This is a genomic window from Rhizobium centroccidentale, assembly GCF_030182565.1.
Lineage (GTDB): Bacteria > Pseudomonadota > Alphaproteobacteria > Rhizobiales > Rhizobiaceae > Rhizobium.
This window is the reverse complement of the sequence record NZ_JAQJCG010000007.1, coordinates 165,135-181,386: the sequence shown is the minus strand read 5'-3', so window position 1 is coordinate 181,386 and position 16,252 is coordinate 165,135. Positions and strand designations below refer to the sequence as shown.

Below are 16,252 nucleotides of genomic sequence, written 5' to 3'. Positions count from 1 at the left end.
CCATGTCACAGAAGACTTTTTTCATCACCGGAGCGAATTCGGGCTTCGGCTTTGCAATTGCGGCCGCCGCGATCCGGAATGGCCACAAGGTTATTGGCACCATCCGCTCGGAACAGTCGCGGGCAGCCCTGGCGGAACGCTTGCCGGCAGTGCGGCCCGTCCTGTGCGATGTGACGGAATTCGACCGGATTGCAGACGTCGTTCGACAGACGGAAGAAGATCATGGACCGGTCGACGTGCTGATCAACAATGCCGGCTACGGCCACGAGGGAATTCTTGAGGAGTCGCCCCTCGAGGAGATGCGGCGCCAGTTCGACGTGAACGTCTTCGGCGCCGTTGCGGTCGCGAAGGCCTTCCTGCCGCGCTTCCGCCAAAGACGCAGCGGCTTCATCGTCAACGTCACTTCCATGGGCGGCATGATCACCATGCCCGGCATCGCCTATTACTGCGGAAGCAAGTTCGCCCTTCAGGGCATCTCGGAGGTCATGCGAGCGGAGATGGCACCATTCGGCGTTCGGGTGACCGCCCTTTGCCCCGGCTCCTTCCGGACCGACTGGGCCGGGCGCTCGATGGTCCGGACCGAACGATCAATCGCGGATTATGACGCGCTGTTCGATCCGATCCGGCAGGCGCGGCAATCCAAAAGCGGTAAGCAGCTCGGCGATCCCGACAAGCTTGCGGCTGCCGTTCTGGACTTGATCGAATCGGACGCCCCTCCGCCACAGCTCCTGCTCGGCAGCGATGCCCTTGGACTTGTATCGGACAGGATCGAGCGCCTCAAGCAAGAGATGGAAGCCTGGAAATCCGTTACCGTTTCCACCGATGGCTGACGGCCGCGACCGTAGCGCTGGCCGAAAGACGGCATCCAACCATGCGTCCAAGTCTAGATCTGAACGCTAGTTCTTCGAGCGATCAGCCACGAGAGCGGTATCGCCCAGATAGCGCCGGATCTTCGTCTCGAGAAGTTCGGGGCTGATCGGCTTGGACATGCAATCGTCCATGCCCGACTGCATGCATGTGATGCGATCAACATCCAGTGCCTGCGCCGTAACCCCAACAATGGGTACGTGCCATCCCTGCCCGGCCTGCGTCTCGAACTGCCGGATCATGCGGGTCGCCTGATGACCATTCATGACCGGCATGGACACATCCATGAGGATCAGCGACGGCCGCAGCTGGCGCCATGCGTCGACGGCCGCCTGACCGTTCTCCACGACGAGGAACCGCAAGCCGGTCGCCTGCAGGATCTGCGTGAAGACGATCTGGTTCACCTCGTTGTCCTCGGCCACGAGGACGTCGATGGCGTTGCCAGACTTGGTCGAGGTCATCCGATCCGTAGCCTCGATCGCAGCGGCCGCTTCTGCCTCCAGTGGCAGCCGACGGTCAATGGGAGCCGATGGCTCTCCCAGTTTCTTCCGCCGGGATGCGCGCACGACATCGACGATCGTGTTGCGCAGCACATTGGCGCGCACAGGCTTCATCAAATGCGCCTGGCCGTTGACGGCGGCGAATTCCCTATCGCAACCGGCGACACCCATCGACGTCAGGAACACGATAGGCAGCGTGTCGAAACGCGGATCGGCGCGCACGGCGGTCGCGACCTGATAGCCGTTCATGCCTGATATGCTGTAGTCGACGATGATCGCATCGACCGATACGCCCATATCGAAGGCAGCCTCCAGAATGGCGAGCGCGGTCCTGCCATCCTCGGCGGCATATCCGTCGAAGCCCCATTGCAGCAGCTGCTCGGTCAAGATGCGCCGATGGATCGGGTCGTCTTCCACGATCAGGACGCGGGCATCCCTGACATTGGCCGGCAGCTCCGCGACTTTGCCGCGCGCGGCAACCAGCGGCATCGGCAGATGGACGGTGAAAACCGATCCCTTCCCCCATTCACTCTCCACCGACAGCGAGCCACCAAACAGATCGACGAGACCGGCCGTGATGGCGAGCCCTAGGCCCGATCCCTCAAGCCGCCGCGCAAAGGACGAATCCGTCAATGAGAATTTGTCGAAGATCGTATCGAGCTTTTCTTCCGGAATGCCAATCCCGGTGTCTTCGACACGCAGCATGAGCAATATATTGTCGTCTGCTGCCGGCCGGCTATCCAGTTCGACCAGTACATGACCTCGCTCGGTGAACTTGATCGCATTGCCGACGAGATTGGTCACGATCTGGCGAAAGCGGCCGGCATCACCGAGTATCGCCGCCGGCACGCCGGGAGCGATACGCGCCATCAGCTCGACATTCTTTTCCGATGCGGCGGCAGCCAGCAAGGTCGCGATATCCTCGACGGCCTCTGCAGGATCGAATGCCATTTTGCGCAGGTGCATTTCGCCGGTATCGATGCGGGAAAAATCGAGAATATCGTTGATGATGGTCAGCAACGCATTGCCCGACTTGACGATGATATCGACGAAGGTCTTCTGCCTCGCATCGAGATCGGTCTTGCCAAGCAATTCCGCCATGCCGAGGACGCCGTTCATCGGCGTGCGGATTTCATGGCTCATATGGGTCAGAAACTCGGATTTCGCCCGGTCCGCAGCATTGCTGCGCGCCAGGAGCATCTGCAAATCCGCCTCGCGCTCCTTCATCTCTGTGACATCGGTCAGCGCCACCGTCCAGCGGCGATGCTCTCCGAGGGCGGCATCGAGCTGCATCCAGTGATCGCCTTCAATCTGAAATATGCAGGAGATCGGCTTGCCGGCAGCAACGCTTTCTCCCCACGATGCCCGCACGGCCTCGGCATCCTCGCCAAAGTCTCCGCGTTGCGCGCAATAATCGAACGCCGCGGACCAGTCTTTGCCGACTTCCAGAAGCTCCGCCGGCAGCTTCAGCATATCCTTCAGCCGGTCGTTGGCCAGCATGATGGTACCGTCCTGGACGATCAGCAGGCCTTGGGACATGGCATGCATGGCATCGGCCATGAGTTCGCCGAGGCGTTCTAGCGCCAGCCTGGCCTCGGTGATCTCACGGAATTGCTGCTTGACGGCGGAAATATCCGTGTAGGACATCAGCGTCCGCCCGTCGGAAATGCGGCGCGCGTCGATGATGACGGATTTGCCGTCGGCAAAATTCACTTCCGTCTGCAGATGCTCGCCAGCCTTGCGCAGTGCCGCCAGGCGCGCCTGATAAATGTCGTCGATGCTACGGCCGTCGGAATCGAAACGCGCCAGCTCATAGTGTTTTGCGATCAGATCCCGATAGGGGCGGCCTTCGAAACGCTCATCCTTCGAGAATTCGAAAATGTCATAGAAGGCGTCATTCACGTATTCGACGACATAGCCGCTGTCGTGGATCAGGACACCGATCGGCATCGAGCGAAGAATATTGTCGAGATCCTGATGCAGTCTCCTGGCAGTCGCTTCCAGAAACACACCGAAAATATAGACGCAGTCTTCCGAAGGGGAAAAACTCTCGATCTGGATGCGCGATCGCTCGCGACCCGATGCGTCGAAGCATAGTGCCACCTCTTCCGAACCGAAGACCAGCGCACGGCGTTCCCTGTCTTCCCTGTCGGCGCTCTCGCCCGCATCGAGAAGATCGTGACTGCGATTGCCGATGAAGTCGGAGATATCGTGCCCGAAGAACCGCGCATAGGCATCGTTGACGGCGACGTAACGAAGCTCGCTGTTCTTGATGTAGGCGGGCCTGTCCAGACTGGCGATCCGGCGGCACGCTATGTCGAGCAGTTCACCGTCCAAAGTCAAACGGAGCCTCTCTTTTCACCGCGCATGACAGTTCATGAAACGACGCTCTAGCACAATTGGCTTTAACAAGGCGTTAACCATGTTTAAACCACCGCGCCGACGTCGCGTTCAGACCATGCACTGTCCTATAACGGTCATGCCTTGGTCGCAAACGACGGCGGCATACCGGGGGAAACTCTGCCAAGAATCCGTCAACGGATCATTGGGAGCGAGCGCCATGAGCGACGAAGAAAGCCTGACCTTGAACGAAGCGCAGATCGCAACGGCAACGGGCGAACGGCGGCGGCGGGCCGGAGGGCGCGGGGCCGAACGCAGCCGCAAGCCGAGCGGCACGAAATACCTCAACCTCGTCAACAATCTCGCTCGCACAGAACTTCTGTCGCCCGAAGCGCTCGACGATATCCACGAGGCATCGCTGACCATTCTCGAAGAAATCGGCATGGATATCATCCTGCCCGAGGCGCGCGAGCGCATGAAGGCTGCCGGCGCCGATGTCACGCCCGGCAAGGAACGCGTCCGGTTCGATCGCAACATGATCATGGAGCTGATCGCTTCGATCTCCTCGAACTTCACGCTGCACGCCCGCAATCCCCTTAGAAACGTTGAGATCGGCGGGCGCAATCTCGTCTTCGCACAGGTTGCTTCCGCCCCCTTCGTCGCCGACCGCGACGGCGGCAGGAGAGCGGGAAATCAGGAGGATTTCCGCAAGCTCATCAAGCTCGCCCAGTCCTTCGATGTCATCCATATGACCGGCGGCTATCCGGTCGAACCCATCGACATCCATGCCTCGGTGCGCCATCTCGACTGCCTTTCCGACATCGTGAAGCTCACCGACAAGGCCTTTCATTGCTATTCGCTCGGCCAGCAGCGCAATCTCGATGCCATCGAAATCGCCCGCATCGGCCGCGGCATCACAATGGAGCAGATGGAGCGCGAGCCTTCGCTCTTCACCATCATCAACTCCTCCTCGCCGCTGCGTCTCGACGGGCCGATGCTGCAGGGGATCATTGAAATGTCCTCGCGCGGCCAGGTAGTCGTGGTGACACCGTTCACGCTGGCGGGCGCCATGGCGCCGGTGACGATCGCCGGCGCGCTGGTGCAGCAGAATGCCGAGGCGCTCTGCGGCCTCGCCTTCACCCAGATGGTGCGTAAGGGCGCACCGGTCATGTATGGCGGCTTCACCTCGAATGTCGACATGAAGACGGGCGCACCCGCCTTCGGCACACCGGAATATATGAAGGCGGTCATCGCGGGCGGACAGCTCGCCCGCCGCTACGGCATCCCCTACCGCACCTCCAACACGAACGCTTCGAATACGCTCGATGCGCAGGCGGCTTACGAATCGGCGCTGTCGCTCTGGGCGCTGACCCAGGGCGGCGGCAATTTCGTCCTGCATGCAGCCGGCTGGAGCGAAGGCGGGCTAACCGCCTCCTTCGAGAAATTCATCCTCGACGTTGACATGCTGCAGATGGTCGCGGAATTCCTCAAGCCGCTCGATGTCAGCGCCGATGCCCTGGCACTTGATGCCGTGCGCGATGTCGGCCCCGGCGGCCACTATTTCGGCACGGCACACACGCTCGCCCGCTACGAAACGGCCTTCTATTCGCCGATCCTGTCAGACTGGCGAAACAACGAGACATGGACGGAAGCCGGGCGGCCGACAACTTACGATCACGCCAACCGCATCTATAAGGAAACGCTGGCGCGTTATGAACGCCCCCCGCTTGATCCGGCGATCGAAGAGGAGCTCGACGCCTTCGTCGCCAAGCGCAAGGCAGAGGGTGGCGTTCCCACCGATTTCTAGCTGAAAACAAAGGGCTTTTACGCCTCAAATCATGAACGAAATTTAATGTCGCGGCTCCTTTTTTGGCCGCGACTTCGCCCCCTTTCCTGCGCAACGTCAAACTCGGCTTAGGCTAGGAGCCAGCCTGTGTTTTGGGAAAGGGATGTCAATGTCTGTGCTTCGCACATTAACGACGGCCGGTTTGATCGCGCTGACGCTTGGCAGCGCCGCTGCCGTAACCACTACCACTGCCAGCGCCTCCGACCGCGGCGCCTTCTTCGGCGGTCTTGCCGCCGGTGTTGTCGGCGGCGCCTTGATAGCCGGGGCTGCACGGCCCGCCTATCCGGCCTATTATCCGGCATATCCGGCCTACTACGACGGCCCAGCCTACGAGCGCGTCTATGTACGCCCCTACCCCAGCTGCTACTGGGCATGGCGCCACGATGCCTGGGGCCGGCCCTTCCGCGTCGAAGTCTGCCGCTGAAGCCTGAGGGCACAGCAAGGTACAGACGAAGTTCCCTATCAATCGTCTCCGATCTCTCACGCCGCCGGATTTCCGGCGGCATTTTCGTCTGTCTGTTGAAAAGCTTTCGCTCACACCCCTTGACATTGGTGGCATTTAAGACCAAATGCGCTCCAGCTTTCACCTTCCGGCCGCCGCGTGAGCGTGCCCTGCGGGACAATCTGTACGCAAGAGAAGGACAAAAGCGCTTTTATGAATGAGGCCGCGCCAGGCGCTGCGGCCAGATGCGCTGGAAAGCTATTTCCAACTTACAAGTTCCCACTTCACGCGGGGTTCTTGACGCCAGAGACAGACCGGACCGCATGGTGCGACCCGGCCTATTTGCTTTGGCGCCCCCGAAAGGTATTGAATTGACTGATTTTCACTCGCTTGGTCTCTCCAAGCAGATCGTCGATACACTGTCGCAGAACAATTTCGCGACGCCAACGCCCATTCAGGCTCAGGCCATCCCACTCGTTCTCCAGGGCCGTGATCTCATCGGCCTCGCCCAGACTGGCACCGGCAAGACGGCCGCCTTCGGCCTGCCGATCATCGAAATGCTGCTGAAGGAAGCCAAGCGCCCCGACAACCGCACGGTCCGCACGCTGATCCTCGCCCCGACCCGCGAGCTGGTGAACCAGATCGCCGACAATCTGAAGCTCTTCGTCCGCAAGTCGCCGCTGCGCATCAACCTCGTGGTCGGCGGCGCGTCGATCAACAAGCAGCAGCTTCAGCTGGAGCGCGGCACCGATATTCTCGTCGCGACGCCCGGCCGTCTCCTCGACCTCATCAACCGCCGCGCCCTCTCGCTCGGCCATGTCACCCATCTCGTTCTCGACGAAGCCGACCAGATGCTCGATCTCGGCTTCATCCACGACTTGCGCAAGATCGCCAAGCTTGTTCCGGCCAAGCGCCAGACCCTGCTGTTCTCGGCTACCATGCCGAAGGCGATCGCCGATCTCGCCTCCGACTATCTGACCAATCCGGTCAAGGTCGAAGTCTCGCCTCCGGGCAAGGCGGCCGACAAGGTGGAGCAGTATGTCCACTTCGTCGCCGGCCAGAACCACAAGACCGAGATCCTCAAGGAAACCATCTCCGCCAATCCGGATGGCCGTGCCATCGTCTTCCTGCGCACCAAGCATGGCGCCGAGAAGCTGATGAAGCACCTCGATCACGTCGGTTTTGCCGCTGCCTCCATCCACGGCAACAAGAGCCAGGGCCAGCGCGAGCGCGCTCTCAAGGGCTTCCGCGATGGTGACGTCCGCGTTCTCGTCGCAACCGACGTCGCCGCCCGCGGCATCGATATCCCCGGCGTTTCGCATGTATACAACTTCGATCTGCCGGAAGTTCCCGATGCCTATGTTCACCGCATCGGCCGCACCGCCCGCGCCGGCCGCGATGGCATCGCCATCGCCTTCTGCGCGCCCGATGAAATTCGCCTGCTGCGCGACATCGAACGCCTGATGGGTATCGAGATTGCCGTTGCCAGTGGCGAAGCCCCGGCCGATCGCGGCCGTCCCGTTCGCGGCAAGGGTCGTGGTGGCCAAGGTAATGGTAATCACGGCAATGGTGGCCAGGGCAGAGGCCAAAACGGCCAGGGACGCGAGCGTGGCGAAAGCCGCCCGCAACGCCCGGCCCGCCGTCCGTTCTTCGACAAGGAAAACGGCGAGGCTCGTGGTGAGGCTGGCGATCGCCAGGATCGCCGCCCGCGCAACGATCGCCCGCAGCGAGAAAACAATCGCAATGCCGATTTCCGTGGCCAGCGTCGCAACGAACCGACGCCGCGTCAGGAACCCGACAACGACCTCGCCTCGACCTCGGACTTCCGCCCCGCTCGCAAGCAGCACAACGGCCAATCCAACGGCAACGGTGCCGCGCATGAGGGCGGAGCCCATCGCGGCCAGCGACATTCCCATGGCCGCCCCGCAGGCCGCCACAACGAAGAACGCGGCGCCCAGGGCGAACAGCGCAATGGCGGCAACGGCCGCATGAAGCGCCGTGGCCCCGGCAATGGTGGCCAGCGCCGCGAACGTGCTTGATAAAGTTCAAGGGGGCCCACTGGCCCCCTTTTTTTACGCCTCACACATCTACCCAAATGACTACCGACTCAGTCATGAGCGTAAATTCGAAACTTTGCGGCTGCCTGACATTCCGTTTCGCTTGGCGACCAATGTTTGGATGACTGTTTCCTGCCTGCGGATACTTCCCGGCATAGCTTAGAGCATGTTTGGAGGGTTGGGAGGCGATGCATTGCAAACGACGACAACGCAGCCGATGTCGGTAAGCGACTGGGCGCAACTCGTGCTTCTCGGCGCGCTGTGGGGCGGATCATTCTTCTTTGCCCGTATAGCGGTGGCAGAAATCCCGCCGTTGGCGCTGGTCCTCTATCGGGTTTCGATTGCCGCGCTTGTCCTGCATGTCTGGTTGCGCCTGCGCAACATTTCCTTTGCGCCCGCCATCGCCAGATCAGCTTCGTTCGTGGGGCTCGCTCTGCTCAACAACATCATCCCGTTTTCTCTGATATTCAGCGGTCAAACGGAGATCGGAGCGGGCCTTGCCTCAGTGCTCTATGCGACGACGCCCCTCTGGACAGTCCTGGTCGCAAATCTGCTGACTGCAGACGAAAAGCTTTCCGCCAGTAAACTTGCGGGTGTGGCTCTCGGGATTACCGGCGCCGCCATCATGATCGGCCCAGGGCTCTTCGCCAATCTCGGCGGGCCGACATGGGCAAAGCTTGCGATCATCGGAGCGGCAATTTCCTATGCGTTTGCAGCCGTTTTCGCAAAGCGATTTCGAGACATGAAGCCGGTCGTCGTCGCGGCCGGCCAACTGAGTGCCTCCGCCATCGTGATGGTGCCGATCATCCTTCTTCTCTACCATCCGAGCGAAATCGTAAGTACGAATATCTCGATCTGGCTATCCATCGGCACTCTCGCAATTGTGACGACCGCCTTCGCCTTCATTCTGTATTTCAATCTCATCGCCTCTGCGGGGGCGACGAATGCATCGCTGGTGACGCTGCTCGTGCCGGCAAGCGCACTCATCTTGAGTACCGCATTCCTTGGAGAGCGCCTGGAACCTTACGAGTTCCTCGGATTGGCCCTGATCGTCTCTAGCCTGGTGGTTGTCGATGGCAGGCTTCTACGATGGCGGCGACGGATCGACGCCCGCAAGAAGCCATAGAGCCTATTCCGGCACCACATCCGCCTGACGCCTGTTGGTGAGATAAATACCGATCACCACAATCACGGTACCGACGATGATCGGCAGTGTCAGCGGCTCGCCGAAGGCGATGGCCGCCTCGATGGCGACGGCAGGCGGCATCAGGTAGATCAGCGATGCGGCGCGCGACACCTGCCCGCGGCGGATGAGATAGAGAAGCAGACCAACGGCGCCCATGGACAGGCCGAAGACCGACCAGAGCAGCGACAGGATCGCCGTCTGCGTGCCGTCGAAGCGCACGCCTTCGAAAATAAAGGCGAGCGGCACGGTGACGATCAGCGCGCCGACATATTGCAAGGTCGCGATGGTCCTGAGGTCGCCAGTCTGCAGGTGCCGCTTCTGGTAGAGCGTGCCATAGGTCACGGAGACCATACCAAGCAGATTGACGACGAGGGGAATGGCAGATTGCCAGAGATTGGCCGTATCCGTTGTCAGAAGCTTCGGTGAGATCGCGATGGCAATACCGATGAAACCGAGCAGCAGGCCAACCTTCTGCGTCGGCTGCAGCCGCTCGCCGACGAGAAGCGGTGCGGCCATGGCGGTCATCAGCGGCTGCAGCGCCGCGATGATGCCGGAAATACCGGCCGGCACGCCCTCTGCAATCGCCCACCAGAGACCCGCCAGATAAATGCCATGCAGGAAAATGCCGGAATAGATGGCTCGGAACACGCTCGACCAATCGCGCGGCCACCGGGCGCCGACGATCGAACAGAGCAGCACGAAAGCAAGTGCCGACAGGCTGTAGCGGATCATCAGGAAGGTGAAGGGGCCTGCATGCAGCGAAGCATATTTGGCGACGATCCAGCCGGTGGACCAGAGAAGGACGAAGATCGTGGGCGCAAGTCTATCGAGGGACATGGGAATCGGACCGATATATTTGGCGCTTGGGATCCGGAATCCTGGTCGACTCGGGGTGTCGCGCGGAGGGGTTGAAGGCTGATAGCCGATGGCGGTTGCGCGGTCAAAATCGATCTGCTGAAAATAGCAATCAATTTTTCTTCACGTCTGGCGAACCACCGCACTGGTTTCAGAAGCCTCAGCGGCCACCCAGGCGCTCAGTCCGCAAAAGAAGCAGATGCTCAAATTTTGATCCACAGATTGCGACAAGACCCGGCAGGCAGCACCTCCGCTCCTCCTAAATGCCTGTAAATCCGGCATTTTTCGATGGTGCGAAATTCGCGATGGCAACTGCGCATAGTTCTTGCATTGTAAAAACCATTGTATTCAAATGGGTAAAAACACGGGGACCGCACCTTTGGCATTTGATGAAATGATTACTGCGGATGAAAGTCCGCGCGCGCCTTACGAGAAATACTTCGAGTGGTACTCAGGCCAGGACAGAGGCCACCTCATTGCCAAATCCCGCGATGCGGAAACCATCTTCCGGAAGACGGGCATCACCTTCGCGGTCTACGGACACGCAGACTCCTCCGAAAAGCTCATCCCCTTCGACATTATCCCCCGCATCATATCAGGCCGCGAATGGCGCAAGCTCGCCCAGGGCATCGAACAGCGGGTCATCGCCCTCAATGCCTTCCTCCACGACATCTACCACAAGCAGGAAATCATCCGCGCCGGCCGCATCCCGCGCGAACTGATCGAGAAGAACGATGCTTTCCTGCCTGAAATGATCGGCTTCCGCCCGCCGGGCGGTGTCTACACCCATATCGTCGGCACCGACATCGTGCGCACCGGCGAAGACCAGTTCTATGTGCTCGAGGACAATGCCCGCACGCCGTCCGGCGTCAGCTACATGCTGGAAAACCGCGAAACGATGATGCAGATGTTCCCCGAGCTGTTTCACCAGAACAAAGTACAGCGCGTCGAGGACTATCCGCTGCTGCTGCGCCAGAGCCTGGCATCGCTCGCGCCTCCCGGCTGCACCGGCAAACCGCGCGTCGCCGTATTGACGCCAGGCATCTACAACTCCGCCTATTACGAGCATTCCTTCCTCGCCGACATGATGGGCGTGGAGCTTGTCGAAGGCTCGGATCTGCGCGTCATCGACGGCAAGGTGAAGATGCGCACGACGCGGGGCTATGAGGCGATCGACGTGCTCTACCGCCGCGTCGACGACGATTTCCTCGATCCCCTCACCTTCCGCCCGGATTCCGCGCTCGGCATCCCCGGTATCATGGATGTCTATCGCGCCGGCAATATCACCATCGCCAATGCACCCGGCACCGGCATTTCCGACGACAAGGCGATCTATTCCTACATGCCCGAAATCGTCGAATTCTACACCGGCCGCAAGCCGATCCTCGAAAACGTGCCGACATGGCGCTGTTCGGAGCCGGACAGCCTGCAATATGTGCTCGATAACCTCGCCGACCTCGTCGTCAAGGAAGTCCACGGCTCCGGCGGCTATGGCATGCTCGTCGGACCGACGGCCACCAAGAAGGAGCGGACGGCCTTTGCCGAGAAGCTCAAGAGCAAGCCGAACAATTACATCGCGCAGCCAACCCTTTCGCTGTCAACCGTGCCGATCCTCGTCAACAAGGGCATTGCCCCGCGGCACGTCGATCTGCGGCCGTATGTCCTCGTTTCCGACAAGGTGCGGATCATCCCCGGCGGGCTGACCCGCGTGGCGCTGAAGGAAGGCTCGCTGGTAGTCAACTCCAGCCAGGGCGGCGGCACCAAAGACACCTGGGTTCTGGAGGACTGATCGGACATGCTGGGAAGAACCGCGAATGGCCTCTACTGGATGTTCCGCTACATCGAGCGCGCCGAAAACATAGCCCGCCTTGTCGACGCCGGCCAGCGCATGTCGCTGACCCGCAGCGATGCCGTCGATGACGACTGGGACGGAGTCCTGCAAAGCGCCGGTGTACGCGAAGCCTACGATGAGGTGCACGACAAGCTGACTGGAGCTGACGCGATCGACTATCTGATGCGCGACCGCTCCAATCCGTCAAGCGTCATGTCTTGCATCGAATATGGCCGCAACAATGCCCGCATGGTGCGCACGGCGCTGACCCGCGACACCTGGGAAGCGACCAACGAATGCTGGATCGAGCTGAAGTCGATGCTCGGCCGGCGGCTCAAGACCGCGGAACTGCCCGAGATGATCGACGTCATCAAGCAGCGCGCCGGCTTGATCCGCGGCGCCTTCCACGGCTCGATGCTGCGCAACGAGCTCTATAACTTTGCCCGCATCGGCACCTTCATCGAGCGCGCCGACAACACGGCCCGCATTCTCGACGTGAAATATTACGTCCTATTGCCGTCCGTCTCGCATGTCGGCTCCTCGCTCGACAATGCCCAATGGGAATCGATCCTGCGCTCGGTTTCCGCGCACCGGGCCTATAAATGGGCTTACGATCCTGAATACAAGCCGGCAAACATCGCCGACTTTTTGATCCTCAATGGGCAGATGCCGCGTTCGCTCGCCTATTGCTATGAAAAGATCGTCAGCAATATCGGCTATCTCAGCGCCGAATATGAAAAAAAGCTGCCAGCGCACGATACGGCGGTAGCCATCCGCAAGTCGCTGCAAAAGCTGACGATCAAGCGCATCATGGACCAGGGCTTGCATGAGTTCCTCGAGGATTTCGTCGCACGCAACAACCAGTTGGGCGCCGAAATATCCGACGGCTACCGGTTCTACGAATAGGCGGGCGATATCATGAGACTGACGATCAGCCATATCACGGAATATCGCTACGACGAGCCGGCGCAATTTTCGCTGCAGCGGCTGCACCTCACGCCGCTAACGGGCGTTGGGCAGACGGTCATCAACTGGAAACTCTCGGTCGAAGGCGCCAAGCCCGAGGTGGAATATGACGACCAGTTCGGCAATCGCGCCACGCTCGTTTCCCTCGACGGCCAACAGGATTCCACCAGGATCATCGCATCGGGCGAAGTCGAGACACAGGATCTGAACGGCGTGATCGGCCCACATGTGGGCTTCAGCCCGCTCTGGCTCTTTTTGCGGGAATCGCCGCGCACCAAGGCGGGCAAGCTGACGAAGGAGCTGTTGCGCGGCGTTTCCGGCGACAACGAGCTCGGCAAGATGCACGCGTTGATGAAGGCAATCCACGAGACCGTGGAATACAAGCCGGGCACCAGTGACACTGAAACGACAGCGGAGCAGGCATTGGAGGCAAAGAGCGGCGTCTGCCAGGACCACGCCCATATTTTCCTCGCCGGCGCCCGTGCGTTGCAGATCCCTGCCCGTTACGTCTCCGGCTACCTGATGATGGAAGGCAAGAACGAGCAGGCAGCCACGCATGCCTGGGCGGAAGCCCATATTCCCGGCCTCGGCTGGGTCGGCTTCGATCCAGCCAACGACGTCTGCCCCGACGCCCGCTACGTCCGCATCGCGACCGGCCTCTGCTATCGCGACGCCGCTCCCGTGTCTGGCATGCGGATCGGCACACCGGGCGAAACACTTACCGTCAAGGTATCGGTGGCAAGCCAGGGGCAGAGCCAGAGCCAGAGCCAATAGCCGCAATTCACCCGGCAGGGAAAACCTCGACATGGCCTTTGCCGCCATAGCGAAGGATTGCATCATCGGCTGTCAGCAGCGGAATCCGATGAAAGCGCGCTGTTGCCACAATAATCCGGTCTGCCGGATCGGCATGGAATTCACCCGGCAGCCGAACACTATCCACTGCGATCTGTGGCTCTATGGGAGCTAGCTCCAAACCGGGTAAGGCGAGTGCCGTGCCGAGCCAACGGCCGACGTCGTCACCAAGTGCGATACGCCCCTTCTCAGCAAGCATGGCGACTTCCCAAGGCGTGATCGCCGAGATCAGAATGCGACTGCGCGCCGTTGTTTCATCGATAAGTTCACGAGCCCGCGCGCTCAGCCTCGGATCGTCATGCATAGCCCAGATCAGAACATGCGTATCGATGACGATCAATGCGCCGCATTCCATTCTTCAGCATCGACAACAGGCAGAAACGGATCGTCATATTGGAGAACACTGCCCTTCATCGCGCCGATGATACTGGGGCGATTTGATTTCTCCGGCGCGGGGGCCAACAAAGCGACCGGCTTTCCACGCTTCGTAATGATAATGGGCTCTCCGTCGTTGCCCATTTGATCGATCAGATGAAGGCATTTCGCTTTGAATTCGGCGGCGCCGACAGATTTGACAGACATGGACACAACTCCCGTACAGATGTACATAAAATATGGTCATCTAAAGCGAGATGGTCAATACCACAAAGTGCGGGAATGAAGAAGGGGCGGAGCTTTCGCCCCGCCCCTATCAAACTCCAGACACCAATCTCAATGGCTGTCACGGTTGTTCGGGATTTCCGAGCCGCGCGGGCCGACAAGGAAGTCGAGGTCGGCGCCGGTGTCGGCCTGCATGACCGACTTCACGTAAAGACCGCCATAGCCGCCGGTAAGCGGCTTGACCGGGGAAACCCAGGCGGCGCGGCGCTTTGCCAGTTCCTCATCCGACACTTCGAGTTGGATGGTGCGGGCGGGAACGTCGACAGCGATGATGTCGCCGTTTTGAACCAGCGCCAGCGGGCCACCATCGGCTGCTTCTGGAGCCGTGTGCAGGATGACGGTGCCGTAGGCCGTACCGGACATGCGCGCATCAGAAATGCGGATCATGTCGGTGATGCCCTTCTTCAGCACCTTCGGCGGCAGGCCCATGTTACCGACTTCGGCCATGCCCGGATAACCCTTCGGGCCGCAATACTTCAGCACCATGACGCAGTTCTCGTCGATATCGAGATCGTCACGGTTGATGCGGGCGTGGTAGTCCTCGATGCTCTCGAAGACCACGGCACGGCCCTTGTGCTGCATCAGATGCGGCGAAGCGGCCGATGGCTTCAGGACGGCACCCTTCGGTGCGAGATTGCCGCGCAGAACGGCGATACCGCCCGACTGCGTCAGTGCCTTTTCCTTCGGGACAATAACGTCGTCATTGTAGTTGACGACATCCTTCACACCGGCCCAGATCGTGTCGCCCGTAACCGTGATGGCGTCCTTATGCAGCAGGCCCATTTCGCCAACCGCCTTGATGACGACGGGCAGACCGCCGGCATAGTAGAACTCTTCCATCAGGTGCTTGCCCGACGGCTGCAGGTTGACGATCGTCGGCACTTCGCGGCCGAGACGATCCCAATCGTCCAGCGAGAGATCGACACCGATGCGGCCGGCGAGCGCCAAAAGGTGCAGCACTGCATTGGTGGAGCCACCGACGGCACCATTGACGCGGATCGCGTTCTCAAAAGCTTCCTTGGTCAGAATGTCCGAAGGCTTCAGGTCTTCCTTGACCATGTCGACGATACGACGGCCTGACAGCTGCGAGATAACACGGCGGCGTGCATCCACTGCCGGGATGGCGGCATTGCCGGGCAAGGTCATGCCGAGCGCTTCGGCCATCGACGCCATGGTTGAGGCCGTGCCCATGGTCATGCAGCTGCCGGCCGAGCGGGCCATGCCCTGCTCCGCGTCCATGAATTCGTCCAGCGACATCTCGCCGGATTTCACCATTTCTGAGAACTGCCAGATCGCCGTGCCGGAGCCGACATCCTTGCCGCGCCACTTGCCGTTCAGCATCGGGCCGCCGGAAACGAGAATGACGGGGATGTCGACGGAAGCCGCACCCATCAACAGGCTCGGCGTGGTCTTGTCGCAACCGCCGAGCAGCACGACGCCATCGACCGGATTGCCGCGGATCGCTTCTTCCACGTCCATGGCCGCCAGATTGCGGAACATCATTGCCGTCGGGCGCAGCGTGCTTTCGCCGACGGAGAAGACCGGGAATTCCACGGGGAAACCGCCCGCCTCGTAGACACCGCGCTTTACGCGCTCTGCAAGATCGCGCAGATGCGCGTTGCAGGGCGTCAGCTCCGACCAGGTGTTACAGATGCCGATGATCGGACGGCCGTCGAACGTATCGGCCGGCAGGCCCTGGTTCTTCATCCAGGAGCGATGCATGATCGCATTCTTGCCTGTGCCGCCGAACCAGTCATAGGAGCGCAGCTTGCGCGGCCATTCAGCTTTCTTTTTCATGTCTCAATACCCTTTGCGTCGCCCAGGCCGCCTCGTTCGCGCCTGGACTTTGA

13 protein-coding genes are annotated in these 16,252 nt (G+C 60.6%); 8 read left to right on the top strand and 5 right to left on the bottom strand.

Going from position 1 to position 16,252, the window contains the following annotated elements; all coding sequences use genetic code 11:
• Positions 1 to 2 precede the first annotated feature (2 nt).
• On the top strand, positions 3 to 830 hold the full coding sequence (locus PH562_RS12150; protein ID WP_285173235.1) for an oxidoreductase: 828 nt from the start codon (positions 3 to 5) through the stop codon (positions 828 to 830).
• Between the two features lie 66 nt (positions 831 to 896).
• On the opposite strand, the gene PH562_RS12145 is transcribed toward PH562_RS12150, so the two are convergent.
• Positions 897 to 3,710 (bottom strand): response regulator, encoded by a 2,814-nt coding sequence (locus PH562_RS12145; RefSeq protein ID WP_285173234.1) that lies wholly within the window; start codon positions 3,708 to 3,710, stop codon positions 897 to 899.
• Between the two features lie 217 nt (positions 3,711 to 3,927).
• Here PH562_RS12145 and PH562_RS12140 point away from each other — a divergent pair, with 217 nt between their 5' ends.
• The 4 genes from PH562_RS12140 to PH562_RS12125 all read left to right on the top strand — a co-directional run bounded on the left by PH562_RS12140 (position 3,928) and on the right by PH562_RS12125 (position 9,178).
• Entirely contained in the window at positions 3,928 to 5,514 is a 1,587-nt protein-coding gene (locus PH562_RS12140) for a trimethylamine methyltransferase family protein (RefSeq protein WP_285173233.1), read from the top strand.
• 148 nt (positions 5,515 to 5,662) lie between these two features.
• Complete coding sequence (locus tag PH562_RS12135) at positions 5,663 to 5,977, top strand: hypothetical protein (protein WP_285173232.1); 315 nt, start codon at positions 5,663 to 5,665, stop codon at positions 5,975 to 5,977.
• 341 nt (positions 5,978 to 6,318) lie between these two features.
• Positions 6,319 to 8,034, top strand: coding sequence for a DEAD/DEAH box helicase (locus PH562_RS12130; RefSeq protein ID WP_285173231.1), 1,716 nt, complete (start codon positions 6,319 to 6,321; stop codon positions 8,032 to 8,034).
• 235 nt (positions 8,035 to 8,269) lie between these two features.
• On the top strand, positions 8,270 to 9,178 hold the full coding sequence (locus PH562_RS12125) for a DMT family transporter (protein WP_285173332.1): 909 nt from the start codon (positions 8,270 to 8,272) through the stop codon (positions 9,176 to 9,178).
• A gap of 3 nt (positions 9,179 to 9,181) precedes the next feature.
• Here the strand turns inward: PH562_RS12125 and PH562_RS12120 are convergent, their stop codons facing one another.
• A complete protein-coding gene (locus tag PH562_RS12120; protein ID WP_285173230.1) occupies positions 9,182 to 10,075 on the bottom strand; it encodes a DMT family transporter in 894 nt (297 codons plus the stop codon).
• Between the two features lie 397 nt (positions 10,076 to 10,472).
• Here PH562_RS12120 and PH562_RS12115 point away from each other — a divergent pair, with 397 nt between their 5' ends.
• Genes PH562_RS12115 through PH562_RS12105 form a run of 3 tightly spaced genes read left to right on the top strand, consistent with a single transcriptional unit; the run spans position 10,473 to position 13,664 of the window.
• Positions 10,473 to 11,882, top strand: a complete 1,410-nt coding sequence (locus PH562_RS12115) for a circularly permuted type 2 ATP-grasp protein (protein WP_113230066.1) — start codon at positions 10,473 to 10,475, stop codon at positions 11,880 to 11,882.
• A 6-nt stretch (positions 11,883 to 11,888) separates the two neighbouring features.
• Positions 11,889 to 12,830, top strand: a complete 942-nt coding sequence (locus tag PH562_RS12110) for an alpha-E domain-containing protein (protein ID WP_285173225.1) — start codon at positions 11,889 to 11,891, stop codon at positions 12,828 to 12,830.
• 12 nt (positions 12,831 to 12,842) lie between these two features.
• Complete coding sequence (locus PH562_RS12105) at positions 12,843 to 13,664, top strand: transglutaminase family protein (protein WP_285173224.1); 822 nt, start codon at positions 12,843 to 12,845, stop codon at positions 13,662 to 13,664.
• Between the two features lie 7 nt (positions 13,665 to 13,671).
• On the opposite strand, the gene PH562_RS12100 is transcribed toward PH562_RS12105, so the two are convergent.
• The 3 genes from PH562_RS12100 to araD form a co-directional block, all read right to left on the bottom strand.
• Complete coding sequence (locus tag PH562_RS12100; protein WP_285173223.1) at positions 13,672 to 14,082, bottom strand: type II toxin-antitoxin system VapC family toxin; 411 nt, start codon at positions 14,080 to 14,082, stop codon at positions 13,672 to 13,674.
• On the bottom strand, positions 14,079 to 14,324 hold the full coding sequence (locus tag PH562_RS12095) for a type II toxin-antitoxin system Phd/YefM family antitoxin (protein WP_285173331.1): 246 nt from the start codon (positions 14,322 to 14,324) through the stop codon (positions 14,079 to 14,081). Before PH562_RS12095 ends, PH562_RS12100 begins: the two co-directional genes overlap by 4 nt.
• 129 nt (positions 14,325 to 14,453) lie before the next feature.
• On the bottom strand, positions 14,454 to 16,199 hold the full coding sequence (araD, locus tag PH562_RS12090; protein ID WP_285173222.1) for an L-arabinonate dehydratase: 1,746 nt from the start codon (positions 16,197 to 16,199) through the stop codon (positions 14,454 to 14,456).
• Positions 16,200 to 16,252: the final 53 nt, after the last annotated feature.

Excerpts from the sequence above, each read along its gene's own strand:
- PH562_RS12110 (WP_285173225.1), top strand. The coding sequence starts at position 11,889 with ATGCTGGGAAGAACCGCGAATGGCCTCTACTGGATGTTCCGCTACATC.
- PH562_RS12135 (WP_285173232.1), top strand. The coding sequence starts at position 5,663 with ATGTCTGTGCTTCGCACATTAACGACGGCCGGTTTGATCGCGCTGACG.
- araD (WP_285173222.1), bottom strand. The coding sequence starts at position 16,199 with ATGAAAAAGAAAGCTGAATGGCCGCGCAAGCTGCGCTCCTATGACTGG.
- PH562_RS12140 (WP_285173233.1), top strand. The coding sequence starts at position 3,928 with ATGAGCGACGAAGAAAGCCTGACCTTGAACGAAGCGCAGATCGCAACG.
- PH562_RS12125 (WP_285173332.1), top strand. The coding sequence starts at position 8,270 with ATGTCGGTAAGCGACTGGGCGCAACTCGTGCTTCTCGGCGCGCTGTGG.
- PH562_RS12105 (WP_285173224.1), top strand. The coding sequence starts at position 12,843 with ATGAGACTGACGATCAGCCATATCACGGAATATCGCTACGACGAGCCG.
- PH562_RS12120 (WP_285173230.1), bottom strand. The coding sequence starts at position 10,075 with ATGTCCCTCGATAGACTTGCGCCCACGATCTTCGTCCTTCTCTGGTCC.
- PH562_RS12095 (WP_285173331.1), bottom strand. The coding sequence starts at position 14,324 with ATGTCTGTCAAATCTGTCGGCGCCGCCGAATTCAAAGCGAAATGCCTT.
- PH562_RS12150 (WP_285173235.1), top strand. The coding sequence starts at position 3 with ATGTCACAGAAGACTTTTTTCATCACCGGAGCGAATTCGGGCTTCGGC.
- PH562_RS12130 (WP_285173231.1), top strand. The coding sequence starts at position 6,319 with ATGGTGCGACCCGGCCTATTTGCTTTGGCGCCCCCGAAAGGTATTGAA.